23 protein-coding genes are annotated in these 25015 nt (G+C 57.6%); 13 read left to right on the forward strand and 10 right to left on the reverse strand.

Annotated elements, in window-relative coordinates:
* Nucleotides 1-153: 153 nt before the first annotated feature.
* The 4 genes from WKI89_RS04920 (at nucleotide 154) to WKI89_RS04935 (ending at nucleotide 5608) form a co-directional block, all read left to right on the forward strand.
* The gene (locus WKI89_RS04920) at nucleotides 154-1527 is read left to right on the forward strand and encodes an O-antigen ligase family protein (protein ID WP_337868102.1); all 1374 of its coding nucleotides are present in this window, start codon (nucleotides 154-156) and stop codon (nucleotides 1525-1527) included.
* Between the two features lie 186 nt (nucleotides 1528-1713).
* The gene (locus WKI89_RS04925; protein ID WP_337868103.1) at nucleotides 1714-2811 is read left to right on the forward strand and encodes a polysaccharide deacetylase family protein; all 1098 of its coding nucleotides are present in this window, start codon (nucleotides 1714-1716) and stop codon (nucleotides 2809-2811) included.
* Between the two features lie 174 nt (nucleotides 2812-2985).
* A complete protein-coding gene (locus WKI89_RS04930; protein WP_337868104.1) occupies nucleotides 2986-4170 on the forward strand; it encodes a glycosyltransferase family 4 protein in 1185 nt (394 codons plus the stop codon).
* Between the two features lie 283 nt (nucleotides 4171-4453).
* On the forward strand, nucleotides 4454-5608 hold the full coding sequence (locus tag WKI89_RS04935; protein WP_337868105.1) for a DegT/DnrJ/EryC1/StrS aminotransferase family protein: 1155 nt from the start codon (nucleotides 4454-4456) through the stop codon (nucleotides 5606-5608).
* Between the two features lie 315 nt (nucleotides 5609-5923).
* Here WKI89_RS04935 and WKI89_RS04940 read toward each other — a convergent pair whose 3' ends face one another.
* From WKI89_RS04940 to WKI89_RS04950, 3 genes are all read right to left on the reverse strand, one after another.
* Nucleotides 5924-6601, reverse strand: coding sequence for a queuosine precursor transporter (locus WKI89_RS04940; RefSeq protein ID WP_337868106.1), 678 nt, complete (start codon nucleotides 6599-6601; stop codon nucleotides 5924-5926).
* A 202-nt stretch (nucleotides 6602-6803) separates the two neighbouring features.
* Nucleotides 6804-7334, reverse strand: coding sequence for a hypoxanthine phosphoribosyltransferase (hpt, locus tag WKI89_RS04945; RefSeq protein ID WP_337868107.1), 531 nt, complete (start codon nucleotides 7332-7334; stop codon nucleotides 6804-6806).
* Nucleotides 7240-8187 (reverse strand): pseudouridine synthase, encoded by a 948-nt coding sequence (locus tag WKI89_RS04950; RefSeq protein WP_337868108.1) that lies wholly within the window; start codon nucleotides 8185-8187, stop codon nucleotides 7240-7242. The genes hpt and WKI89_RS04950 overlap by 95 nt, the downstream gene beginning before the upstream one ends.
* Before the next feature lie 175 nt (nucleotides 8188-8362).
* On the opposite strand from WKI89_RS04950, the gene WKI89_RS04955 reads away from it, so the two are divergent.
* Nucleotides 8363-9235, forward strand: a complete 873-nt coding sequence (locus WKI89_RS04955) for a DMT family transporter (RefSeq protein ID WP_337868109.1) — start codon at nucleotides 8363-8365, stop codon at nucleotides 9233-9235.
* Between the two features lie 246 nt (nucleotides 9236-9481).
* On the opposite strand, the gene WKI89_RS04960 is transcribed toward WKI89_RS04955, so the two are convergent.
* A complete protein-coding gene (locus WKI89_RS04960; protein ID WP_337868110.1) occupies nucleotides 9482-10288 on the reverse strand; it encodes an enoyl-CoA hydratase/isomerase family protein in 807 nt (268 codons plus the stop codon).
* Between the two features lie 443 nt (nucleotides 10289-10731).
* On the opposite strand from WKI89_RS04960, the gene truB reads away from it, so the two are divergent.
* Nucleotides 10732-11661, forward strand: coding sequence for a tRNA pseudouridine(55) synthase TruB (gene truB, locus WKI89_RS04965; protein ID WP_337868111.1), 930 nt, complete (start codon nucleotides 10732-10734; stop codon nucleotides 11659-11661).
* A gap of 80 nt (nucleotides 11662-11741) precedes the next feature.
* Here the strand turns inward: truB and WKI89_RS04970 are convergent, their stop codons facing one another.
* Nucleotides 11742-12203 carry an Lrp/AsnC family transcriptional regulator gene (locus tag WKI89_RS04970; RefSeq protein ID WP_337868112.1) on the reverse strand — a complete coding sequence of 154 codons (462 nt, stop codon included), beginning with the start codon at nucleotides 12201-12203 and terminating at the stop codon, nucleotides 11742-11744.
* Between the two features lie 109 nt (nucleotides 12204-12312).
* On the opposite strand from WKI89_RS04970, the gene ald reads away from it, so the two are divergent.
* The 6 genes from ald (at nucleotide 12313) to WKI89_RS05000 (ending at nucleotide 18346) form a co-directional block, all read left to right on the forward strand.
* The gene (gene ald, locus WKI89_RS04975; protein WP_337868113.1) at nucleotides 12313-13416 is read left to right on the forward strand and encodes an alanine dehydrogenase; all 1104 of its coding nucleotides are present in this window, start codon (nucleotides 12313-12315) and stop codon (nucleotides 13414-13416) included.
* Between the two features lie 62 nt (nucleotides 13417-13478).
* Nucleotides 13479-14150, forward strand: a complete 672-nt coding sequence (locus tag WKI89_RS04980; protein WP_337868114.1) for a DUF3108 domain-containing protein — start codon at nucleotides 13479-13481, stop codon at nucleotides 14148-14150.
* Between the two features lie 228 nt (nucleotides 14151-14378).
* Nucleotides 14379-14720 carry an Asp23/Gls24 family envelope stress response protein gene (locus WKI89_RS04985; protein WP_337868115.1) on the forward strand — a complete coding sequence of 114 codons (342 nt, stop codon included), beginning with the start codon at nucleotides 14379-14381 and terminating at the stop codon, nucleotides 14718-14720.
* A 23-nt stretch (nucleotides 14721-14743) separates the two neighbouring features.
* A complete protein-coding gene (locus WKI89_RS04990; RefSeq protein WP_337868116.1) occupies nucleotides 14744-16342 on the forward strand; it encodes a DAK2 domain-containing protein in 1599 nt (532 codons plus the stop codon).
* 368 nt (nucleotides 16343-16710) lie between these two features.
* Nucleotides 16711-17148: a hypothetical protein gene (locus WKI89_RS04995; protein ID WP_337868117.1), complete on the forward strand. Its 438-nt coding sequence runs from the start codon at nucleotides 16711-16713 to the stop codon at nucleotides 17146-17148.
* A gap of 70 nt (nucleotides 17149-17218) precedes the next feature.
* Nucleotides 17219-18346: an ABC transporter permease gene (locus tag WKI89_RS05000; protein WP_337868118.1), complete on the forward strand. Its 1128-nt coding sequence runs from the start codon at nucleotides 17219-17221 to the stop codon at nucleotides 18344-18346.
* 2 nt (nucleotides 18347-18348) lie between these two features.
* Here WKI89_RS05000 and WKI89_RS05005 read toward each other — a convergent pair whose 3' ends face one another.
* The 4 genes from WKI89_RS05005 to WKI89_RS05020 form a co-directional block, all read right to left on the reverse strand.
* On the reverse strand, nucleotides 18349-18894 hold the full coding sequence (locus tag WKI89_RS05005) for a histidine phosphatase family protein (RefSeq protein WP_337868119.1): 546 nt from the start codon (nucleotides 18892-18894) through the stop codon (nucleotides 18349-18351).
* A gap of 53 nt (nucleotides 18895-18947) precedes the next feature.
* Nucleotides 18948-20150: an adenylosuccinate synthase gene (locus WKI89_RS05010; RefSeq protein WP_337868120.1), complete on the reverse strand. Its 1203-nt coding sequence runs from the start codon at nucleotides 20148-20150 to the stop codon at nucleotides 18948-18950.
* A gap of 134 nt (nucleotides 20151-20284) precedes the next feature.
* On the reverse strand, nucleotides 20285-21085 hold the full coding sequence (locus tag WKI89_RS05015; protein ID WP_337868121.1) for a hypothetical protein: 801 nt from the start codon (nucleotides 21083-21085) through the stop codon (nucleotides 20285-20287).
* A gap of 181 nt (nucleotides 21086-21266) precedes the next feature.
* Nucleotides 21267-22052: a hypothetical protein gene (locus WKI89_RS05020; protein WP_337868122.1), complete on the reverse strand. Its 786-nt coding sequence runs from the start codon at nucleotides 22050-22052 to the stop codon at nucleotides 21267-21269.
* 602 nt (nucleotides 22053-22654) lie between these two features.
* Between WKI89_RS05020 and WKI89_RS05025 the strand changes: the two genes are divergently transcribed.
* Nucleotides 22655-24496: a transcriptional regulator gene (locus tag WKI89_RS05025; protein WP_337868123.1), complete on the forward strand. Its 1842-nt coding sequence runs from the start codon at nucleotides 22655-22657 to the stop codon at nucleotides 24494-24496.
* 203 nt (nucleotides 24497-24699) lie between these two features.
* Here WKI89_RS05025 and WKI89_RS05030 read toward each other — a convergent pair whose 3' ends face one another.
* Nucleotides 24700-24984: a glutaredoxin family protein gene (locus WKI89_RS05030; protein ID WP_337868124.1), complete on the reverse strand. Its 285-nt coding sequence runs from the start codon at nucleotides 24982-24984 to the stop codon at nucleotides 24700-24702.
* Between the last annotated feature and the right edge of the window lie 31 nt (nucleotides 24985-25015).

The following is a 25015-nucleotide window of genomic DNA, read 5'->3' on the forward strand; positions in this document are numbered from 1 at the left end:
CCGACCTAAGCGCTTTCATGAACCAGGGTCTCCTTAACTTTGTGGTGGCCTATTCATAAGACCACGATCTTGAGAACATGGAGCAATGGATGGGTTTGACCCTCTTCCTTTACAGTGGCGTAATACAATCAAGCCGACAGGAGCCGGTTACGTATGCTCAGGCTTTTTATTTTGTCCGTCGCGTTTATTTTTCTGGGCTACACCCTCATGGGCAAAGGCTTTGCCTACCTGGGGATTGCTCCTTTGTACATAGCTGAATTGGTTTTGCTACTGGGGCTGCTGGTGGCTTTTGCCAACCCGAGCATCTTGCGCCGGGTGTTTACCTGGCCCGTAGCCTTGGTTTTACCCTTTTTGTTTTGGAGTTTGCTGCAAACCCTGCCCTACCTGGGCGAGTATGGCATTAATGCCCTTCGCGATGCAGCATTTTGGGGTTATGCCCTCTTTGCCATTCTGATATACGGGGCTATTCTAAAAAACCATGCCGTATTTTTCATGTTCATCCGTTACTACCGTTACTTCGCCCTGGTCTTTCCATTGCTCATCATTCCGGGGATAGTTTTCGACCTGCTCAATGTTCCTCTACCTAGTTTCCCTGGTAGCACAGTTCCAATTGTGGCATTGAAATTTGGCGATACAGGGGTTCATCTGGCCGGAGTGGTGGTCTTTGTGTTGCTGGGGTTGGTGTTGAGTTGGCGCTGGGTGGTGTTGCACGGGCCGGTTTGGGTGCTGAGTGTAACAGCAGTGTTTGGTTTTACCGCTTCTGCAAACCGGGGAGGTGCTTTATCTTTTGTCCTGGCGGTACTGCTGGCTTTGGCAACGGTATTCCCAAAAATCAATGGAAGAGTGGTTGGTCTGGCGGTTGGGTTTGTGCTGAGTCTGGTGCTGTTTGCAATGGTCTCTCTCACGCTTTTGTCCTCCACTCAATTGGTTGGCTCGAGGCCCGTCAGTGTCGAGCAGATAACTACCAATTTGCTGAGCATTGTCCTGCAAACGGAAAATGACGCCGGTAATGTCAACGCCAACCGTCGTTGGCGGCTGATGTGGTGGGAGAAGATTATCGGTTACACCGTATACGGTCCTTACTTCTGGACAGGCAAAGGCTATGGAATCAACCTGGCGACCGTAGATGGCTTCCAGGTAGACAAGCAGGAATCTTTGCGCAGTCCGCACAACAGCCACATGACCGTTTTGGCCCGTTCGGGTGTACCTGGCTTGGTTTTGTGGCTTGGGATGCTAATAGGGTGGGCCTGGGTGGTGCTGAGGGCTCGATATCAGGCGGCCCATAATGGGGACCACCTTTGGGCCAAGCTATTTGTGTGGCTGTTCTGTTACTGGTTAGCTTTTTTGGTCAATGCCAGCTTTGATGTTTTCCTGGAAGGCCCGATGGGAGGTGTTCCTTTTTGGCTGCTGATGGGCCTGGGATTTGCGGCTGTGAGGGTTTATGCTCACCCCTCAAGCCGCCCTTTTTTAGGACAGGCTTTGGGGCTGGAAACCCCCCGAGGCCGTCTCCCGTACGCGGTGGAATAGGTCTTTTTCAGATATCGCACAAGAGCAGCCAGTTCTTGCCGCATTCGCTTCGAACAACACAGTTGATCATCGGCCGGACAAAGTCCTCGTCAGAGGGTAAAAACGCCTACGCGCTAGTTATACCCAACAGACGCGGTTCGTCGTATATCTCGGCCCAGCTTCCAGCAGGCGCTCTGGGTGTTTTTTTTGGGTAAAAAAATGACCTGTTCCCTTTGCGTACCTGATACAATCGTTGGAAAGCACTTTCAGCGCTTGGCATTTCGTCTTGTGAGGGGTGCTCGACAAGAGTCTTTTTTAGACAGTGTAAATAAGAATCCAAAGAAGCGCTCTTCTAGGCCTAGGATTGGAAATCGTATGAATCCCTATAGCCCAGCTTTCAGTGCTATGCGCACAGCATTGTTCGGTATCTATAAAAAGTTGCGTCCCCTGGCCTTGCGGTGGGCTGGGCGTACGCTGGTATTGAACTACCATTCGGTCAGACCTTCCCAGCTTTTTTTCAACTCCACGTCCACCACAGTTTTCGAGCAACATCTAGAGTGGCTGGCTACCCACTGCGAAGTGGTGGACTTTCAAGATGTGTTCGCTCCCGCTACCGATAAACCTCGAGTAGCCATTGTCTTTGACGACGGCTTCCGTGACAACCTGGACTACGCGGTTCCTCTGTTGCAAAAATATGGTCTTAAAGCCACCTTTTTCGTTTCGACCGGTTTTTTACAGCGCGATTCGGTGATTCTGGATATCTTTGCGCGTACCTTCCAGACCACTGCTGAAGACTTTATGGATGTTGCAGCTTTGCGAGAGCTATTTGCGGCTGGTATGCCGGTGGAAGCCCACACCCACTCCCACCGCAATTTGCTCAGTTTGACGGAGCCGGAGCAAAAGGAAGAGCTTGGGCGCAGTAAGGAAATACTCGAGAGCCTTCTGGGCTGCCCCATCCAGAGTGTGGCCTATCCCTTTGGCGTGCCGGGAAAGGCCTTCGACCTCACCACTACTCAAATAGCCGAGGCTCTCGGCTATACCCGAGGGGCTATGGTGTGCTGGCGGGCCGTGCGACCCTTGGAGAAAGCTCTACAGATTCCACGGTTTACCATTGTTAACGAAAGCTTGGACGAATTGGAAGCAATTGTGGCCGGCGCACTGGATCCGATTGGTTGGTATCAGGAGTGGCGTTTTTCTGCACGCCACACATACTTATCAAAAACGCTGGCCACCTTGACTTTTGCTTTGCTCGAGAAACAGTGGTTGGTGGAACTCAAGGACTGCAAGGTTCTAAGCCTGATCTAATACCAGTACTGCCCGCAAATTGATACTAGAGTTTTGGCAGAGCCAGAGCTTGTGGCTTTTTGTGTCTTGTGCGTACAGTTTTGGATGAATGCCGGATGTTTGAAGAATATACTATAGGAGCCTGGCGCTACGGATAGTTGTGTTAGCGAGTGAGCAATTGCGGAGGATCGGCAAATGAACCAGATTAGGGTCATGATTATTCACAATTTCTATCAGCAGCCAGGAGGAGAAGATCAAGTTTTCAGGGCTGAGCAAGCCATGCTACAAGAAGCCGGGGTAGAGGTTATTGAGCACATCGCCCACAATGACGAACTTGCCCAGATGGGGCCCCTCGAGCTCGCCCAGGTGACCTTGTGGAACAGCGAGGCATACCGGCAGGTGCGTTCGCTGGTGGCAACTCACAAACCCCATGTGGTTCATGTACACAACACCTTTCCACTGCTTTCGCCGGCTATTTACCACGCCATCAAGGCCGAGGGGGTTCCCATCGTGCAAACCCTGCACAACTATCGCTTGTTGTGCTTGAACGCGACCTTACAACGAGAAGGTCAGGAGTGTGTGCTGTGTGTGGGCAAAAGCATCCCCTGGCCCGGAGTTCTGCATTCGTGCTATCGCAATCGGGCGGCCTCGAGCGTGCTGGCTTCCATGCTGGTGATGCACCGGTTGCTGCGTACTTGGACCGACAAAATAGACCGATTTATCGTACTCACCGACTACGAAAACTCGGTGTTCGTCAAGGGCGGCCTCGATTCCCAGAAGATTAGACTCAAGCCTAACTTTGTTCATCCCGATCCCGGCGCAGGAGATGGGCAGGGGGGTTATGCCTTGTTTGTGGGGCGCCTTTCTCCTGAAAAAGGGGTGGATGTGCTTTTGGAGGCTTGGAAAGGCCTTGACATCCCCCTCAAAATCGCGGGGGATGGCCCTCTGGGTTCCGTGGTGGCGCAGGCCGCGCAATCCATGCCGCAGGTAGAGTGGCTAGGCCGCAGACCGCGCCAGGAGATATTTGAATTGATGCAAAAAGCAGCCTTTTTGGTTTTTCCATCGGTTACATACGAGGGCTTCCCCATGACCCTGGCCGAAGCCTTTGCTACAGGACTGCCAGTTATTGGTAGCAATTACGGTTCGATGCCCCAGGTAATCAAAGAGAACCAGAATGGCCTCCTTTTTGAGGTGCGAAACCCGGCTGACCTAGCCCAAAAAGTGCAGTGGCTGGCCAGCCAACCGCATACACTGGCCGAGATGCGTCGGCAAGCCCGTCGGGAGTTTGAGACCCGTTACTCGGCCAAACAAAACTTGCAGATGCTTCTTGACATATACAAAGAAGCAGCAGGGGCAGGCTGGCCAGTGCAAGCACCTTGAGATAGGGCTCATATGAGTATCCGGTGCAGAAATAACTACTGTAGTGATCGTCAACACAGAGAACCCTTCACCTCTGACTTCGTCCAACGGTGAAGGATTCAAGCGGAAACGGTATAACTTGAGCTTTAAAGGCTTTGTGTGGGACACAGCATAAAGCATTAGTTTATTCAACGCTGTGTATAAATTCCGCTATTGCTATAACTAATTTTTTTCGTAAAACTTAACGTTGCGTAACACAAAAGTTGGCTGTTTTTTTATGTTATGCCGTGCTACCCTTCTTTCTATGCGGAGCACTTTTTTGCCTTTCTCTCCACCGTTAATTGGGGACGAAGAAATTGCTGAAGTGGTAGATACTTTGCGTTCTGACTGGATCACCACCGGCCCCAAGACCAAGCGTTTTGAATCGGAGTTTGGCCAGTATGTGCAAGCGCCGGCTGCCTTAGCCCTTAATTCGTGCACCGCTGCCCTGCATACTTCCTTGGTTGCTTTGGGTGTCGGCCCTGGGGATGAAGTAATCACCACCACCCTCACGTTTGCAGCCTCAGTAAACGTGATTGAGCATGTGGGGGCACGCCCTGTACTGGTGGATGTGGAACCCGACACGCTGAATATGGATCCTGCCTGGGTAGAGCGGGCCATTACGCCAAGAACCAAAGCCATTATGGTGGTGCACCATAGCGGCCATCCCGCTGATCTGGATGCCCTTCGAAAATTGGCCGAATCCCGAAACATCGCCTTGATTGAAGATGCCGCACATGCGATTGCGGCTCGCTATAAAGGTCGGCCCATTGGCTCAGGTAACAATCCGGTAGCCTTTAGCTTTTACGCCACCAAGAACCTTACGACAGCCGAGGGGGGCATGCTGACAGGAGACGCTGAGTTTCTGGACCGTTGTCGGTTGATTTCCCTGCACGGCCTGAACCGCGATGCCTGGAAGCGCTATGGCAAAGAGGGTAGCTGGTATTACGAAGTGGTAACCCCCGGCTTCAAGTACAACATGACGGATTTGCAGGCTTCTCTGGGTTTGGTGCAGTTGCGCAAGCTCGAGGCTATGCAAGCGCGCCGTCGTGAGATTGTGGCGGCTTACCAAGAGGCCTTTACCCCGCTAGGGGTTTTTCAAACCCCGGTGGCCCGCCCCGAGGTAGATCACGCCTGGCATCTTTATGTGCTGCGCCTGTGGCCCGAACGTCTGGGTATAACCCGTAACCAGTTCATCGAGGAACTCAAAGCCCGCAACATAGGGACATCGGTGCACTTTATCCCCATTCATATCCACCCCTATTACCGTGATAAATACGGCTTCAAGCCCCAGGACTTTCCTGTAGCCTACGATAGCTATGAGCGCATGGTTAGCCTTCCGCTAAGCCCCCGCATGAGCGACCAAGACGTGGCCGATGTGATGGAGGCTGTGCTCGAGCTGTCAGCAGTACAAGCCTAGTAGTTTCTCTTTTGAATAAGCCGTATGGCAGTAGGTGTTGCCGGGCAATGCACGCCTCCCCTCCCGAAGTGAACGTAGATGCGGGCAGTGTTGTCAGGCGAACGCTCAGCCACCTTGGTAAGGCTTGACAACAAAAATGCTGTGAGCCCAACCGGAAAGACGGATTGCGCTTCCCATAGTTACTCTGCACGCGGTGGGGAGTAAATTACCCCATCACAGCAAAAACCGCTGTACTGGGTATTGGTGGGAACCGCTCTGAGGAACCATCCTGAACGAGTTTGACTCAGTGGTTCCCCTAGCAAAAGCAGCGCTACTCTACCGAGCTGAGAAGGGATTGAAGTTGGTGTTGCGGTCGTAGTAGTCCTCCTGCTCGGTTCGTTTGAGGAAGCCTACGGCGGTGTAGGTAAGGGGCGTAAATAAAATCTCGATACCCACCTTGAAGATGTAGTTAGAGACAAACACTGTCCAGAGCAGGCTGTTATCCCAAATGCCATAGAAGGCAATCAGCAGGAAAATGGCGGTGTCCAGCCCCTGTCCTACCAGTGTGGAGCCAATGGTGCGCAGGGCCAGCCAGCGTCCGTTGGTGGCCACCTTGAGCTTGGCGAGGATGTAGCTGTTGACGAACTCGCCTACAAAATAGGCCACCAGGCTGGCCAGCACGATGCGGGGCACCAGGCCCAGAATGGTGGAAAAAGCCTCCGCGGCCTTTTGGCTGAACTCGTCGGCGGGTGCGGGCAGGCTGCCTACCAAACCAAAGGTGAGGGTGGAGAGCAGAAGTAAAAAGAAACCCGTCCAAATCACCCGGCGGCTTTTTTTGTAGCCGTACACTTCGGTGAGCACATCCCCAAAAATATAGGCCAGTGGAAATAGCAGCGTACCGCCGTCGAAGGTGAAAGGGCCCAAAAGCACCACCTTGGTTGAGGCGATATTGGACACGATCAGCACTACTACGAAGAGGGCGGTAATCAGGTCGAGATAGCGATAGTTTTTCATAGACGACATGTTTGGTATGCCTAGTAAGTCCTTAGCAAGCTTCCTGGTTCAAAAGTTCGAGTTAAAGGTCCGAGAACAGAGAATCAAGGATGCAGAAGAACCTGCACTGCTGGACGTCGGGATTGGGCGGTGCGAAAGGCTTTTGCAGAGATGCACACTTGGTTTCTGCTGCACAGCCCGGAACCCCTGGCTTCTAACCCAGCTAGGCCTGGGAAGTGATAAAGGGCAGGTTGCGGTCGTACTGACCCCGGTCAAGGCCATAGCCATACACGAAGGCATCTTCGATTTCGAATCCCAGGTAGTGAATGGGCACTTCAATTTTGCGGCGGCTGGGCTTGGAGAGCAGTGCGGCAATTTTGAGCGAGGCGGGTTGGCGGGCTTCCAGCATCCGCAACAGGTAGTTGATGGTGATGCCGGTATCCACGATGTCTTCCACGATAATCACCTGGCGGCCTGCAATGGGGATACGTAGGTCTTTGAGTAGCTCCACCTCCCCACTGGTTTTCTGGGCGTTGCCATAGGATGAAACTGCCAGGAAGTCCATAGTTACCGGCATGTCTATGGCCCGCACCAGATCGGCCATGAAGATAAAAGCCCCGTTCAGCACACAGACCAGATGAGGCTCTTGGCCTGCATAATCACGTTTTATCTGCTCGCCTAGTTCGCGTATTCGGGCGGCGATTTGGGCCGCGCTGAGTTGTACCTTGCCTTTTCCGGGTTGAAAGACGCTCACTGCTCGATTCTACGGCACTCTTTTTGGCTCGTACACTGGCCTGGGGTGATTTTGCTTCCGGTTTTGGCTGGGACTCACTGCGTTTACTAGGAGACGTGGCTCGACTGATGGCCGTAGCTGGCTTCTGGCGCTGAGCTTGGGCGGGTTTGCTCAATCGGGGCAGTCCGGCGTTGGTGTACAGCAGCTTGATTTCCTCGGGGGTAAGGTAGCGCCAGGTGCCGGCCTCGAGGTCTCCCAGCTCAATCGGCCCCACCGCCAGCCTAACCAGGCGTTCTACCGGATGCCCCACCTTGCCCAACATACGCCGCACCTCGCGTTTGCGCCCCTCGGCCAGAACCAGCTTGATACCATCTTTGACGGGCTGGGCCTCGAGGGCTCGGGCGAGGCCATCCCCCAACATCACCCCTTGTACCAACTGCTGGCAAGCCTCTTTGCTGACCCTACCGCGCTTGCACCAAGCCCGGTAGAGCTTGCGCACCTGGTTGCGGGGATGGGTAAGCAGTTGGGTGAGCTGACCATCGTTGGTAAGCAACAACAGCCCTTCGGTATCTTTGTCCAGCCGTCCTACCGAGTGCAGGCCAGGGTGCTTGGGCACCAGCTCATAAACCAGTTTTTCGGCATGTTCATCTTCGTGGGTGGTGGTGTAGCCTTTGGGCTTATGTAAAGCGATGACCACGTTTTTCTGGGGCATTCGAACCCGTTCACCATCCAGCCGCACGATGTCGCCGGTCTGCACCACAGCCCCAATACCCACGACCTGATTATTGATGGAAACCCGTCCAGAGCGAATCAAATCCTCCGCCTTGCGGCGGCTGGCAATGCCCGCGCGAGCCAGAAATTGCTGAAGGCGCATACACACCATAGTAACGCAGGAAGCGTTGGGCCTGGGAGCTCGAGCCGCGAGCAGCTTTTTTCTTCTGCTAATTTCTAAACCCTTCGTACAGGCCTGTTTCTGAAAGCAAATAGGCTGTATGGTGCAGGGGCGTTTCTAGCGGCAGCGGTTGGCCGATCTTTTTAAAGAGTGCTCTATGAAGCTTGGAAATCTGGCGATTTTGTTTTTGTTGGCGGCGATCTGGGCGGCATCGTTCCTGTTGGCTCGAGTGGTCACACCGGTGATGGGCACATTCCCGCAGGTCGAGGGGCGGTTGCTGTTGGCGGGGTTGCTGTTGCTTCTCTATCTGCGCTGGACAAGAGGACACCTCGAGTTCTCCCGGCGTTGGTTCGAATACCTGGTATTGGGGGCCACCAATGCAGCCATTCCTTTTAGCTTAATTGCCTTCTCGGTTCTACATATCAACGCCTCGATGGCTACCATTCTCAATGCCCTGGCCCCGCTGTTTTCGGCCCTGATTGGAGCGTTATGGCTCAAGGAGCGTTTTACCTTTGGCCAAATACTGGGCTTGCAACTGGGAATTGTGGGCGTCGGCATCCTGGTTGGCTGGAGCCCCGTAGCCCTCAGCCCTATGGTGTTGCTGGCAATCGGGGCAGGTATTTTGGCGGCGCTGTGTTTTGGCTATAGCACCGTTTTTGCACGGCGCTATAGCCGAGGTACACCCTTGGCTACCGTAACTGGTCAGTTGTTGCTTGGAGCGGTGTTGCTGGTGGTTCCCGCTATGGCTACCCTACCAGCAGAACCGCCTCCCCTCAGCATCCTGGGAATGTTTTTGTTGTTGGCGCTGGTGGCTACCGCGCTGGGCAACCTGCTGTTCTTCCACCTCATCAACGCCGCCGGCCCTACGCAGGCGGGCAGCGTGGGTTTCCTAATCCCAGCATTCGGCATTCTTTGGGGTCACCTGTTTCTGGACGAGCCCCTGACCTGGAGTCTGTTTGCAGGCATGGCCTTGATCTTGCTGAGTGTGGCCTTGGTCAACCGGGTTTTTGGTAGGCCCAACACAGGGTAGTTCCCCGCAATAGAGCAAGCAGTACACACGCCCCAGTTGATTGCAGATAGCGTACAGCTCGAGGTGGGTGGTTATTTATGCTAGGAAGTCCGGTGTGAATCCAAAGCTGGTGCTGGTAGTTTTTTATAGAGGTACATGGTGCTTTATCGCACGCTTCACAGCCGCTGCCTCCTAGATGGAAGGCAACTGTGCTGTGCAGGACAAAACCATTCAATGATGAGTCGCTCGATAATTGTCAAGAGCGCGCTAGAGAGGGGATTTTTTCTGGAATTTGGGTTTGCGTTTTTCCTGGAGTGAAGCCAGTCCTTCTTTGGCATCAGGCCCTAAGAAACCCATGAACTCCAGCGCCAGCGAAGTATCGAAGTTGGGCCCCATCATGCGCAGCCAGTTGTTGAGGGCATACTTGGTAAAGCGAATGGCGGTAGGGGCACCCTGGCTCAATTTTTGTGCGATTTTGAGGGCTTCGTTGTACACCGCTCCATCTTCCACACACCGGGATACTAAACCGATGCGTTCGGCTTCTTCCCCCGATAGGGGCTCGTTCAGGAGCAGGTAATACTTGGCTTTGCTGAGTCCACACAGCAAAGGCCAGACCATTACCGAGTGGTCGCCCGCTGCTACCCCCAACCGCACGTGTCCATCCACGATGCGGGCAGTCTTGCCGGCAATGCTGATGTCGGCCAGCAGGGCGACGGCCAGCCCGGCCCCCACCGCAGGGCCTTCGATGGCAGCCACGATGGGCTTGGAGCAGTTCACCACCCCATACACCAGATCGCGGGCTTCCTTCCAGACCCGCAGCAGGGCGTCGTAGTCTCGCATCATCTCCGCGATCATTTCAAAGTCGCCCCCGCTGCTAAAAGCCCCGCCCTCGCCCCGCACCAGTACCGCCCCAATGGTTTCGTCGGCGTCTATATCCCGCCAGACATAGGCCAGCTCGCGGTGCATCTGGCTATCGGCGGCGTTGAGCCGACCTGGGTTGGAGAGGATAATTTCCAGCACGCCCTCGCTGGGCTGGGAAAACTTCAAACGCTGGTAGTGCAGTTGCCAGTTCATGCTAAGAGTTTACGGAATAGGTGCGGTGATGAGGGTAGGGGAGTGGTTCCTACCAGATTCGGTTAGTTCGCCTCCGAACTAACCCGACCGACGGGTGTATTCTAACGTCAGTTCGAAGTTATCCAACAAGCTGAAAAAGCTGAGCCGAAGGTTGAAAACCCGTCAATCAGCCTGCCGGCATCGTAAAGTCCACCCCTACCGCCTAGGGGTGGGTAGGGCGGGGTTTGTTCCGCACCAGTCCATGCCATCACAGATTGCATGGACGACCTCGGAACCCACCCCTCCTAGCTGGCCGAAGGACAGCCAGTACCTCCCCTACCGCGTAGGGGAGGCTTTAGCGTGAGTCAGCCGTGCCACCTGGATTTTTTGATGGATGACTGTCTATTCGAATCCGGTATCACTGGCTACCCGTGGCGGGTTGTTTCTGTGTAGAATCCGCTGGCATGGCTCTCTTTGCCGTGAACAAACCGTTGGGCCGCACCTCGCACGACGTGGTGGATATGGCCCGTAAACGACTTGGAACGCGCCGGGTGGGCCATACCGGAACCCTCGACCCTTTAGCAACCGGGGTTTTGATACTGGCGGTGGATGCTTCGACCAAGCTGGTGCCTTTTTTGTCCGTAGAAGATAAAGAGTATATCGCCTGGGTTTCGTTTGGGGTGACCACCCTGACCTTGGATGCCGAAGGGCAGATTGTGGAAGAGAGCCCCAAACGTCCAACCCGGCGCGAGATTGAGCAGGCCCTGCCGGCCTTTTTGGATGTGACCGAGCAGACCCCACCGGCCTACTCGGCGGTTAAGGTGGGGGGGGTCAAGGCCTATGAAGCGGCGCGTAAAGGGCAGGCCATCCAGCTCGAGCCCCGCCCGGTTAAGTACCTCGAGGTGAGTCTACTGGCCTACGACCTGGCCCCCATCGCCCACCGCATCGCCCCCTCAGCGACGGGCTGGCAGCTCTCCGAACGGGGCCGCAAGGTGGAACTGCCCAAACCGGTGGGCGAGTATCCCACCGCGGTGATTCGTCTGGTGGTGGGGCCCGGTACCTATGTGCGCTCGTTTGCCCGAGACCTGGGTGAACAACTGGGAAGTAAAGCCTTCCTGTCGGGCCTGGTGCGAACCAGGGTGGGGAAGGTTGGCCTCGAGCAGGCCCAGACCATCGAAAACCTGGACATCCACAAAACACTGGATGAGCTCGAGGTCCTCTCCTGTCCCAGTGTCGAGCTCTCCCACACCGAGGCCAAGCGGGTGATGGAGGGCGTTCCGTTGCCCATTCCGGCCAAGGGTTTGGTTGCCCTGGTCGGGCCCAAGCGCCGCCTGGTGGCCATTGCCGAGGGAGATGGCTTCAAGCTGCGCATCAAACGGGTGTTCAAGGAATGAAGCTCGAACAGCATCCCCATCACGGCCGGGTCAGTCCTTGCTGTTGGTGCGGGTCTCAATAAGTATCCCACTACTGGCTCCTAACCCGCGCCTTCTCTAAGTTCAAAGGCCTCTTTGATGATGGGCTGGGACAAGACCACCGAAGTGCGGGTGCTGCCATAAAAACCCAACTGCTGGATTAGCGCTTGCAGGTGTTGTATTGAGGGGGTCATGACCTTGGCTACAAAAGAAGACTCGCCGGTCACAAAATAGCACTCCCGCACCGCCGGGGTGGCGCGGGCAAACTCGAGCATCTGCTGGTAGCGGCCCGGTGGGGTGGCCACCTCGATTAAGGCAGTGACGGTGTATCCCAAAGCACCGGGGTCAATCCGTGCACCGTAGCCCACGATGATACCGGCATCCTCGAGGCGGCGTACCCGCTCGCTGACGGCAGGTGTCGAGAGCCCTACCCGCCGGCCCAACTCGCTGTAGGAGAGCCGTCCGTCCTGTTGGAGTTCGTTCAGAATAGCCAGGTTGGCCTTATCTAACAATTTGGAAGCCATAAAGACAATTATGGCTTAAGAACTCAAGGTTGAGCCCCGCCAAATGCTTAAGACGCCCCTTCCTTTTGCCGGGCAGGCCACTTAACCTTGGAAAAAACAGGAGGTCGCTATGATAATCGGGGTTCCTAAGGAGATCAAAACGCTCGAGAACCGTGTGGCCCTTACACCAGGAGGGGTGACCAGCCTGGTGCGGCGGGGGCACAGGGTGTTGGTGCAGCAGGGCGCCGGTGTGGGCTCGGGAATTTCCGATGCCGAGTATCAAAAAGCCGGGGCCGAAATTGTAAGCGCCCCAGAGGCCTGGGCCGCCGATCTGGTGGTCAAGGTTAAGGAGCCCATCGCCGAGGAGTACAAATACCTGCGCGAGGGGTTGATTCTGTTCACCTACCTGCATCTCGCAGCCGACGAGCCGCTCACCAAAGCCTTGCTGGCGGGGGGAACAACCGGCATTGCCTACGAAACGGTGCAGCTCGAGGATGGCTCGCTCCCCCTGCTGCTGCCCATGAGCGAGGTGGCGGGGCGGATGGCCCCTCAGGTGGGGGCGGCAGCGCTGGAGAAGCCCCACGGTGGGCGCGGTGTGCTGCTGGGCGGGGTGCCGGGGGTGGCCCCGGCCAGCGTGGTGATTATCGGTGGGGGAATTGTAGGCACCAACGCCGCCAAAATAGCGCTGGGGATGGGGGCGCAGGTCACCATACTGGACGTCAGCAAGGCGCGGATGCAGTACCTCGACGATGTGTTTGGTGGGCGGGTCATTACCCTCGCGTCCACCGAGGCCAACATTGCGGCCTCCATTCGCCATGCCGATCTGCTGATTGGCGGGGTGCTGATTCCCGGCGCCAAGGCGCCCAAACTGATTACCCGTGAGATGCTCTCCACCATGAAGGAGGGCTCGGTGATTGTGGATGTGGCCGTGGATCAGGGCGGTTGTGTGGAAACCATCAAGCCCACCACCCACGCCGACCCCACCTATGTGGTGGATGGGGTGGTTCACTATGGGGTGGCCAATATGCCGGGCGCGGTGCCACGCACCTCCACCTTTGCCCTTACCAACCAGACCCTGCCCTACCTGCTGCGGCTGGCCGAGAAGGGCCTGGAAGCCCTGCACGACGACCCCGCCTTGATGCTGGGCCTCAACACCCATCAGGGCAAGCTGACCTGCCTGGGCGTTGCGGAAGCTTTCGGGCTGACCTACACCGACCCCAGAGCGGTCCTGTAACCGTTACCCCCGCCCCAACCCGAAGCATCACCGGCTTTGCTGTACCCTGTATAGCAAGGCCTATGTTTCGGGGAGGGTGGTGGTTTTTGTTCTTGCTGGGGAGCCTGGGTTCCCTGGCCTGGGCGCAGCCGGTGCCCTGGCCAGCGGGTGAGCGGCTCACCTACAACCTCTCCTGGCAGGGCCTGGGGGTGGGGAAGCTATACCTGAGCGCCGATCCGGTAGAGGGTGGCTGGCGCTTTCGACTTAAGCTCGAGCCCACCGGGCTGGCGCAGGCGCTGGGATACGGCCTCGAGTCGGAAAGCCAGGTCGGCTACGACTTCTTTACCGACCGCTTCTGGCAAACCCTGACCGAACCCCTCAAAGGCACGACCCGGCTGGTGTTCGAGCGCCAGGAGAACAACGGCTCCTGGGCCAGGGTGACGCACCCTGACGGCAAGCAATCCAGTTGGAGCAGTTCAAATGAAGAGGTGGTGGATCAGGTATCGCTGATCTACTACCTGCGCCATCGCCCCGAGACCCGCCTGGTTCACGCGGTAGACTATCCCAAGCTGGCCCAAGGAAGGTTGGAATATCTGCCAGGGAACGGCTTAGTTGGATATCGTTTTGCCCGTGAAGACCTGCTGGTAGAAGTCTGGTACCGCCAGGATGCCCGTCGTACCCCGGTGCGTATCATCTTTGGGCGTGACTTTGGCCGACTGGAAGCCACCCTTATCGAAAGCAACAACGGGCGCTAGGGTGTCCGGAATAGATGACTTTGTGGTGGCTTGATCCGAGGGATCATCCCAAAGTCCTGAAGTAATTTGGGGGTCCAGGCCCTCGAGCGATACCCGGTAAGGTTGGAAAGCGGGTTGGGCTACGTTATAGTTACGTCGTAAGGAATCAAATCAACCCCGAGCATTCGCTTTCTGGCTACAGGAAAGGGTGGGGTTGAAGGGTAAACAATCGAAATCTGGAGGCTTACTTTGAAAGGGAACATCACCGTTACGGAAAGCGCACTGGCCGCCATCCTGGGTCTGGCTGCGCACGAAGTGCCGGGTGTGCTTGGGATGAGTCCTGCCGGTATCCGCGAATCCATCAGCCGCATTCTGGGCCGTAGCGAGGCCAGCGAGGGGGTGGTGGTGAAGCCCGACCCAAACGCAGCCGGCAAGTACCAGGCCGACCTTTACGTGGTGGTGGCCTTTGGCTCGCGGATCCCCACCGTGGTGGATAGCATCGGGGAACGGGTGCACTGGGCCGCTAAAAGCCTGGCGGGGGCCGAGCTCTCCACCGTGCGAATCCATGTGGTGGGGGTGAGCCGTGGGTAGGGGAGCAGTGCAGGAGGTTTGCCGTGGCTAATGCCCTTTCGCCTGCCGAACTGGCCAGCGCCTTCCGCTACGCGACCGATTGGTTCGCGGTGTACGTGGAGGAGACCAACGCCCTGAACGTGTATCCGGTGCCCGATGGCGACACCGGCACCAACATGCACCTCACCCTGCAATCGGTGCGGCGCGAGCTGGATCTGGCCGACACCCGCAAGATGAGCGATGTGGCCCGGGCCATCAGCTATGGTTCGCTGCTGGGGGCGCGGGGGAACTCGGGGGTGATCACCTCGCAGATCCTCAAGGGTTTCGCCGAGGCTATCAAAGATGCCCCTGCGGTTTCGCCGGCCTTGCTGGCCCAGGCCCTCGAGGAGGGCTCTCGCATGGGCTACAAGGCCGTGATGAAACCCGTGGAAGGTACCATCCTGACCGTCTCGCGGGGCGTGGCAGAAGGCGCTCGCAGAGCGGCGGAAAACGGGGCGGCCAGCCTCGAGGAAGTGCTGCAAGGGGCTTTGCAGAGCGGTCGTGAAGCCTCCGACCGCACCCCCGAACTGCTGCCGGTGCTCAAACAAGCGGGGGTGGTGGACGCCGGTGGCATGGGCCTGTTGCGGCTGGTAGAGGGCCTCGAGGGCTACCTCAAGGGCCTGCCCCTGCCCGAACCGCCCAAGATCGAGAAATATGCCCAGACTGCCTTTGAAGAGGAAGAATTCGGCTACTGCACCGAGTTTTTGATGGAAGGCGTGGCCGAGCCGGTGGAAAAAATCCGCGAGGCGGTCGCGTCTTTTGGGGATTCTTTGCTGGTGGTAGGGGCCGAAGGCTATGTCAAGGGCCACATCCATACCAACGATCCCGATGGGTTGCTGGCCAGCGTGGCCCGCTTCGGTAAGATGATCCGCACTAAAGTCGAGGATATGTCCCAGCAACACACCGAAATCCTCTCGATGGCGGGGGCTGCCGACGAAGCGCCGCCCCCCACCGGTCTGGTGGTGGTAGCCAATGGCTGGGGACTGGTCAAGGCCTTTCGGGGGTTCGGCGCCCGTATCGTGGCCGGGGGACAGACCGCCAACCCCAGTGTGCAGGACATCCTGGACGCCATCAAAAGCCTCCCCAACCCCGAGGTGATCGTGCTGCCCAACAACGGGAACGTGATTATGTCGGCCCAGCAAGCGGCAGCCCTGGCCGAGGGTAAGACGGTGCACGTGATCCCGACCCGCACCATGGGCCAGGGGCTGGCCGCTACGGTGGTCTATCAGGCCGAGGTGCCCTCGAGTGAGCTGCTGCCCGAAATGGAGGCAGCCTCCCGGCACGCCGCCACCCTGGAGGTAACCCAGGCCAGCCGCAGCGTAGAGATTGGGGGGGTGAGTGTCCGGGAGGGCCAGCCCATCGGCCTACGCGACGATAAACTTGCCCTGGCGGCCGATACCCCCGAGGACGCCCTCTTCAACATGATCCAACTGGCCATCCAGGAACAGGAGCACGAGATACTGACCATTTTCCACGGCCCCACGGTCACCAAAGACACCCTGGATGTCCTGGCGGCTCGGATCGCTCAGGCCTTCTCCGACCTCAGCCTTGAGATTCACCCAGGAGGGCCCGACCTCTACGATTACCTTGCAGTGCTGGAATAATGCCAACCAGCTAAAAATGAAGCAGTCGGATGTTCAAATCCGACATAGCGGTTCGTTTGGGCGTTACTTCTATATGCCCAAAACGTAACGAGGATTTGCCGTTTTGCTTAGACGAAAATCCGTTTGGCACGATATAAACTGGACATACAGGGACGTAGAAGATGTCAGAAAGCTGTCATAGCGGAGATGAGAAACCTCAAGAAACACTTTATGTTGAACTCATAAAGTAAAAGCTAGAACAAACTCCTTCCGGCAAGCAAAAATAAAAACTATCTGGTTTTGCTCCAATAAACTCTAACAAATAAATGAGAGTCGTTACCCCGCTTTCTAAGAGAATCTGAGAACAACCCCCCTACCCTCGAGGAGGTATGGAAGGATTATTCCGCCTCCACATTCCGAGCCTGATTCTGCTAATTGCAGCATTTGGACTGAGCTGGGCCCAGGCCCCCAGGGTGATGACCCTCAAGGCCACGGCCTATACCTCCTCGGTGCGGGAAACCGACAGTACGCCCTTCATTACCGCCACGGGTGCACGCACCCGCATCGGTATCATCGCCGTTAGCCGGGATATGCTGCGCGAACTGCCCTATGGCTCCAAAGTGATGCTGGAAGACCTGGGTACGCCGGCGGGGGTAGGCAAAGGGCGTTTCAACTACCTGTTTAAGGACAGGGTTTTTGTCGTGGAAGATACCATGCATCCGCGCAAACGGGAGCGCCTGGATGTATGGCTGCCGGATCGCAGTACCGCCATCCGCTTCGGGGTACGCAACGTCAGGGTGACAGTTATTCAGCGCGGGCGTGGGTAAGATAGCAGAGGGTTTAGCGTCTGGAGCCCAACAGCACCGGGCGCTGGCCTCTTGACGTCTGGCCCTCGATATGAAATTCATCTGGTTTCTCGCCCTGCGCCAGTTGCGTTACCGACGTACCCAGAGCCTCATTACGCTGCTGGGGGTGGCCGTTGGCATCATGGTGCTCACTACCGCCCTCTCGCTCACCAATGGCTTTATCAAGGGGCTGGTGGACGCAACGCTCAAAGCGGTGCCCCACCTCTATCTGCAAAGCCTGAACCCCGAAAACAGCCCTGCTCCACCGGCAAACCCAGAGGTCGTGGGGCAGGCCCCGGTCTTTTTGAGCAAGGCCTTGCTCACCCGCCGCGCCGAGGCAGGCCGGGGAGCGGGCGCCGACTTCGCTACCCTGATTGGCCTGGGGGAGGGGGGACAGGCGGTCTACCCCGATCTCGACCTGTCCCGACTCAGAGAGGGCAGCATTGTCCTGGGCAGTGCGCTGGCTCGCAGCCTGGGGGCCTATCCGGGCGATAAGCTATTCCTGGTCTCGATCAACCAGAAGCGGATAGAGCTCGAGGTGGTCGCCACCTTTCAGACCGGCAACTACCTCCTCGATGCCGGCTTTGCCTTCACCACCCTGGCCGATATCCGCGCACTGATGGAACAGCCCACCGCCCTCTCGGGCTACCAGTTCCGCCTGCGCGACCCCGATAAGGCCCCCGAAGTTGGGGTGGCCCTGGCCGGCAGCAGCTACTTTCCCCAGACCTGGCAGTCTAGCAACCGCACCTTAATTGAGCAACTGGCCCTGCAAAAACGGGTGATTGGCATTGTGGTGTTTCTGATTGTGGTGGTGGCCGCGCTGGGTATGGCCAGCGTGCTGGTGCTTTCGGTTATCGAGAAAACCCCCGATATTGCGCTCCTGCGGGTGATGGGGGCACGGGGCCTCCAGGTGGCAGGGGTTTTTGCGCTGCAGGGGCTGATGCTGGGAACCCTGGGCATCCTAATGGGCAACCTGCTGGGCTGGGGATTGTCCAGCTACTTCCGGTGGCGTCCGGTAGAAATACCGGGCGAGCTCTACTTTCTCACCCGACTACCGGTGGACATCAAGGCTTCCGATTTTGTGTGGGTTTCGGCTATGAGCCTCTTGGTGGTGATGCTGGCCTCGCTGCTGCCCCTTTGGCGGGCCTTGCGGATTAAGCCGGGCGAGGTGCTGCGCTAAGTTCAGGGTCTTATTCGCCCCACCGCCTCCACCTCGGTTCCCCGCATGCGCACCACCACGCCCTCGCCCGACTGCGGAACGACCCCGGTCAGGGCGGTGATGTTGACCTGGTGCGTCACCACCACCAGCACCCCCGGCCCACGCCTCTGGGATAGAATCTGGCGTGCAGCTCTGGTTTGTTCAGCCTCTGTAGAACGGTCGCTGAAAAACGAGTTGAAGGCAGGCTCGTCCTGTACCAGTCCGGGGAAAGCCAGTTGTGCGGTTTCCCGCGTCCGGCACCACTGCGAGGTGAGCACCTTGGTTACGTTGATGTTTCTGGCCTGGAACTGCTCGCCAAGCCGCCTGGCCTGGGCGCGGCCCTCGTCGCTCAGGTTGCGCTGGGTAGAGCAGTCGTCCAGCCGAAAGTTGGCGGGGTCACCCGTGCCAGGGGCAAGGGCGTGTCGGAGCAGAACGATGCTCCCGTTTTGAAGGGCCGACCAGTTGTTCTGGGCAAAGGCGACTTGTGACCAGATTGTGAACAAAACCGCAACAACCAACAGACCACGCATCAAAAACAGCGTAGGCCATGAACGAACCGGCAAATGTATGCTGCATTTATAGGCTATACCCAGCTCACCGCGCCAAAGGTGTCTTCCCGCTTGGGGCTGGTGGAGAACATCACCACCGGGGTCTCGGTATATTCTTCGATCAGCTCTATAAAATCTCGCACGCTGGCAGGCAACTGTTCGCGGCTGCGGATACCCGAAAGGTCGCCCCAACCCGGTAGTTCTTCGTATTTTACGGTTCCGTCCGGCCGGTGCTCGAGCCCTACCTTCACGGTCTTGAAGTCGGAGAGCACATCCAACTTGGTTAGAACCAGCCCATCGAACCCATTGACCTCACAGGCGTACTTGAGTAGCACCAAATCCAACCAGCCGGTGCGGCGGGCGCGGCCTGTGGTCACGCCAAACTCACCGCCCTTTTGCCGCAGAAACTCGTCCTCTTCGCCGTGCAGTTCGGTAGGGAAGGGGCCGTTGCCCACCCGGGTTGCATAGGCCTTTGCGACCCCATAGACCTTGTTGATGGCTTTGTGGTTCACCCCCGTTCCCACAATGATGCCGCCCACCGTGGGATGTGAGCTGGTCACATAGGGGTAGTCGCCGTAGTTGAGGTCGAGGAGGGTGGCCTGGGCCCCTTCGAAGAGCACCTTTTTGCCGTGCTTGATGGCCTCGCGCAGCAGGTGGCCGGTATCGGCGATGTGGGGAGCTAAAATTTCGCGCATCCGTTGCAGGTCGGCCAGGGCCTTTTTGGGGGAATCCCAGCCTGCCTCGCGGGTGGAGTTGGGTTTTTCGGTAAGCAGGGTTTCGACCCGCTCTTTGAGCACGGCGTCGTCCAGCAGATCGCCGGCTCGAATTCCTACCCTGCGGGCGCGGTCGGAGTAGGCCGGGCCAATGCCACGCTTGGTGGTGCCCACAAAATTGTTGCGGCTCTCCACCGCCTTGTGATGCGGCAGTACCAGATGGGCTTTGTCCGAAACCAGCACCTTGGGCTGCAAGCCTTCCGCATGGATGTTCTGCATCTCTTCGGCGAAGCGAAAAACATCAATCACCATGCCGTCGCCCAGGATGTTGGTAGCCTGGGGGTGGATGATCCCGGTGGGCAGCAGGTTGAGCTTGAAGGTTTTACCCTGGGCCACCACGGTGTGGCCTGCATTGGCCCCGCCCTGGTAGCGCACCACAAAGTCGGCATTTTCTGCGAGGGCATCGGTTACTTTGCCCTTTCCCTCATCGCCCCACTGGGCTCCGATAATAGCAATTCCTGGCACGCTATCCAGCCTAAGGCCAAGTGCCCAAAGTGGAAAGCCAGCTCTTGGGGAAAACTACACGGCCCTTGGGTGTAGCTTTGGCAATTGAACTGGGTTTTGAGGGCTGAAGGGTTGGGGGTAAAATACCCAAACATTCAGGGTTTGTAGCGAATCATAGGCACCCACTCTTCGCTGCTGCCCGCGTTGGGGTTCTCGCTGGGGTTGTTGGTGGAGAAGACCTGTCCCTGGCGGTTCACCCAATGGTAGGTGTGCTGGCTGGAGAGTTCAACCAACTTCGAATCATACGGATTGACAAAGGTTTCCACACCTCCTAGGTTCTCGCGGAAATGGAAGTTGTTCTTCTCCTGAATTTGATCGTGATGGGCCACAACTGACTGCCAGGTTTGCCGCGACCATTCATGGTATTCCAGGGCTTGCTGCCGTAGCGCGATGGAGTTACGCAGGCTTTGCATCATCATTGCGCTGGCTCCAAAGGCCGCGTTGTGGGTGGGAATAATCTGTTCGGCTATTTGTGGTAGCCAGGTGGCGTAGCCTGCCCACTGCCTCTCTTGGGCTGCGGCACAAGTGATGACCAGCGTAGAACTATCGTAGCCGGAGGTCACGCTGCACTTGGCGATGCCCCTGCAGGGCTTCCCATTGAAGTTGTAGGCAAGTTCGAAGGCCCAAGCCCCGCGCATCCCCATCACGGGCTGGGCTGGTTGGGGCTGACCCAGTCTCAAATTAGGGAACTGCGGTGCAAGCCGTTCGTAAACGTATTGCATGGGGTTGTAGCCGATGGGAAGTCCCGCATTGCCCACCATGATGGTCAGGGCAGCCGTGTCGGGGGCTACCAGGACAACCGCGAAATTCCCGTCCTCGGCCACTGACCAGCCTTTGGGAAGAGCATAGCGGAAAAACTGCCCTTGCCGAACCTCAGCCCTGGTGTCCTCGTGCATAACGGCGCCTCCTGTGGGTCAAATTTATTCACCAGGATACGACATGAATGAGGATAAAGCGACCATCCGAGTATCTCCATAATTGAAATGCGAGGTACGGCCTCGAAAGATCGGTGGAAAATTGCGCCAGGTACGCATAGGCCGATTCTGCTGGTTTGCCAATCTACCCCGGTGCAACTTACTATGGCAGCACTACCCGGCAACTACTCTGGCCCCGGCTGCCCTGTTGGCCCTGGCTAAAGAGGTTGGCCTCGCCGCGCAGGGTGCCGTTGACTGCGTTTTGGTACTGGTCTTCCAGCAGGCAGGAGATGATGGCTTGTCCGACTGAAATATCCAAGCGGATGGTGCGGCCCAGATAGGTCAGGCGCAGGGCCCAGTCGGCAGGGAGCGGATCGCCGCTGCGGTTTTCCACGATTTTGGCCGTGCCAGAAAATCCGTCGCTTTCGGCTTTGCTAAAGCTGAGGTTCCAAGCAACGTTGAAAGCCTCGAGCCGCCAGGTCTGCCCTGGCACCGGCTCTTTACGGGCTTCCTTGAGCCAGATGGGGGCTCCGGCGGTGCTTGGCGCGCCCACTGCGGCGGCCCCTAGGCTAGCGCGGCAAGGTATCCCGGCCATGACCACCGAGCCCTGGCCGTTGGATTGGATGATGCAGGTAAAGGGCGAAGCGAAGCTCGAGGGGGTGGTTGGGGCTTTGAAGTCGAAAACCAACACATTCTTGTAGTTGGTGCCCGGCAAGGTATCGGCGAAGTAGGCCACCTGAGCGCTGCGTTTGTCCAACCCTTCGGCGCTGGCGGCAAAAGCCCCACCCTGAATGGGGCCGAGCTGAACGTTCCAGGCGTAGCGCTGACCGGAGAACTCGATAGCGAAGTTCCAGACCTGGCCGGTCTCGAGCTTGGGCGGCCAGTTAGAGGATTGGGCTAGGGCTGTGCCGAAGGTTGCTAGAAGAAGCAAAACTTTGATGAGCCACATACGCACCGATTGTCCCTTATCAACACGGGTTGGGGTTGTTTATACATCACAGCTCGGGGGCAGACTGAAAATGTGCGGGTTTGCGTAAGGCTTTGCAGTTACGACAAAATCTACCAGGCCCTTACAAGGTGAAACACGTGGAAATTATCCCAAGCACCTACACAAACGTTGATGGTTGGGCTGATGCGTTGTTGAGCCCCCTGCGCTTAGCCACCAGCACCCCCCCAAACAGGGGTGTGACTTGGTTGTGCATTTTGACCACGGGATTCCCCTTTACCGTGTTACCCTGCAATGGAGGTTTAACGAAGGAGTTCACGCTTGAGAAAAGGAGGTCACAAGCAAGAGACTTGGCGAGCGGGCTCGAGCCGTCCGCTGATGTCTGTATCCCGGCAGGGGTTGCGAAAACAATCCCGTGCTGAATCGGCCCTGGTGGTATACCCCAATGCCCTAATAGCGCACCGCGAGTTTTGCGGACATTGCCAGCATGGTATTCACACCGGGACTTTCGCCACCAGGCGAATGCTTCACCGGAATGCCGTAAGGTACTCGGTTGGCGTAAGCAACTCACCTGGACCCCAAGGGGATTTGCAAGGAGTGTACGCATGAATAAAGCTGGAGGACCGATCCAACTCAAACTATGGGGGCCAGCCCGGCTGGAATATCAAGGCCGCGAGCTAAAGCTCCAGCGCAAGGGTTTGGCCATTCTGTTTTATCTGGCCCTGGAGGGCGCTACCCGGCGCGAAGTTCTAGCCGATCTACTCTGGGGTCATACTGCGGCCTCGCAAAACCTGCGGGTTGAACTGCACCGCTTGAGCCAGGCCCTGGCACCCCTGGGCTACACCCTGTTTAAAGCCGGCGAAGACCCCTTGCAACTCCCGCCCTTTGTTTCCTTGGATCGTACGCCTTCTCCGGGTGCGCCGATGGAGGGACTGGAAGAACTCTCGGTGGAATTCCGGGCCTGGCTCGAGGGCCAGCGTTCACAGCTCATGGCCAATAGCTCCGGCACCGTGGGGCGCGAACGGTTGGTGCAGGAGGTGGCCTCACAGCTTGCCCTACCCTCGGTATTGATCCTAATGGGTCGCCCCGGTTCGGGGCGTACTGCCTTTGCCCAGGCCCTGGCCAAAGCTCTGGGTATGCCCTTTCTGGAGGGGCCTCGGGGGGGTGGCAAGGCCTTGCACTACCTGCGCCCACCGTATGCCGATGTTTCGATGGAGCGCATTCTTACCGACCGCGATGGGCTCTGGGTGGTAGAACGCTCCTCCTACGGCGAAGACCCCAAACTAATTCTGGAATTGCGCAGCCACTACCCTGCCGAACGCACCCGCTACATTACCCTGCCCCCCCTGTCGTGGGCCGAGGCCCGCGCCTCCATGCTCTCGAACCTTCCCTTCGCGCAAGCGGCCCTGTTGTTCCTAGCTTCGGGGGGCTCGCCCGGCCACCTGCGGGAGCTGTTGGCCGTGCCCCATACCGGGGCCGAGGTGCCCCTGCCGCAGCGGGTGCGGGCCCAGGTACAGCTCGAGGCCCGGATGCTCTCGCTGGAGGCCCGCCTGTCGCTGGAGCGGCTCTCGGTGCATCCAGGGTCTTACAGCCAGGGCTTGCTGGATGCGCTGGAAGCGACGCCTTATCTGGACGAGCTCGAGCGCCGGGGCTGGTTGGTCTACGCCGGACAGTGGCAGTTCTCCGACGATGCCAGCCGGCGGGTCTTGTATCTGGGCTTGCAGCCGGGCCGTCGCCAGCAGTACCATCGCCAGGCTGCCCTACAATGCGCCATGGAAGAACAGCGCATGGCCGAGGCCTACCACCGCCTGATGGCGGGCGATACCGCCGACTGGGGCACTTTCGTCAACACCCTCCCTGGCTGGACGCGCTATGGTCTCAAGGCCTGGTTGGGTATGAACGAAACCCTGCCGATGGGGCCCAGCGTAGGTGAGATTGCCAAAGGCAGCGAACTGGCTCTGCTGGAAGAAGCCCGTTTTGGACAGGGCTTTGAAGTAGATGGCCGTCACGTTCGTTGGGTACGTACCCCTTCGCAGGCCACCACTTCAGGCATCATGTGGGCCAGCCACGATGAAGCCTCGCTGCTGCACCTCAAAGGCCACATCTATGTGGAAAACCCCTTGGGTGTGGGTATCTCGGGCCGTGCCGCGCCCCTTATGCTCGAAATCCAGGAGCCCCGCGAAGCTCGAGTGATTTTCCTTCCTGGCATTCAGGCGGGTGCCCTAGCCGACAATGCCCTGTTGTTGCCCGTGAAAGAAGAACTTGACATCTGGTTTCGGGTTCCGGCTGGGGCCAGCATCCGCCTCACCAGCAGTGCCGAAAGCGGCCTGATTGATATGGAGGCCACCTCCTACCGCGTGGCCCCTTCGGCCCAGGCCCAGTCCGCGCCGAAAGTAGAGGTATTCGAATTTTTTCGTAGCGCGGTAGAAGCCGCGAGGAAATACTAAATCCTCAAACAGAAGACCGGGGCCAAGAGCCCCGGTTGTTCTTTTTACGCGAAGCCATCGCGGTTCCCTCTATTTTTGCCGCTAACGAAAACGAGAATGCGTCTTGGCGCAGACGCATGTTTTCGAGTTACCTAGCGGCAAAAAACGAGTTCAGCACAATTTTTGGACTTTTGAGGATGACTGGGTTCTTTCCGAGAACCGCTCTAACTTTTGTTGACCTCGAGCCCGGTCTGAGCGAGCCAGGCCTTTAGCTTGGCAATAGAGAAACGGCTCATCGAAGCGGCGTGATCTCCGTAAACCAGGGTGGGCACGCTGCGCTTGCCATTGTTGACCTTCATGACGAGTTCGGCCGCGCTCAAGTCTTGTTCGATATCTACTTCGGTGTAGGGCAACCCAAGGGTAGAGAGGGCTTGTTTGGTAGCAAGGCAGTCGGAGCACCAGGAAGTTGTGTACATGGTAATCATGGCCAGCCAGGAGTTTACGGGCATTGTGAAGGGAATTGTGTGATTTTGACAACGC

Origin of the sequence: Meiothermus sp. (genome assembly GCF_037443965.1) — a bacterium.
In the GTDB taxonomy this organism is placed as follows: Bacteria; Deinococcota; Deinococci; order Deinococcales; family Thermaceae; genus Meiothermus.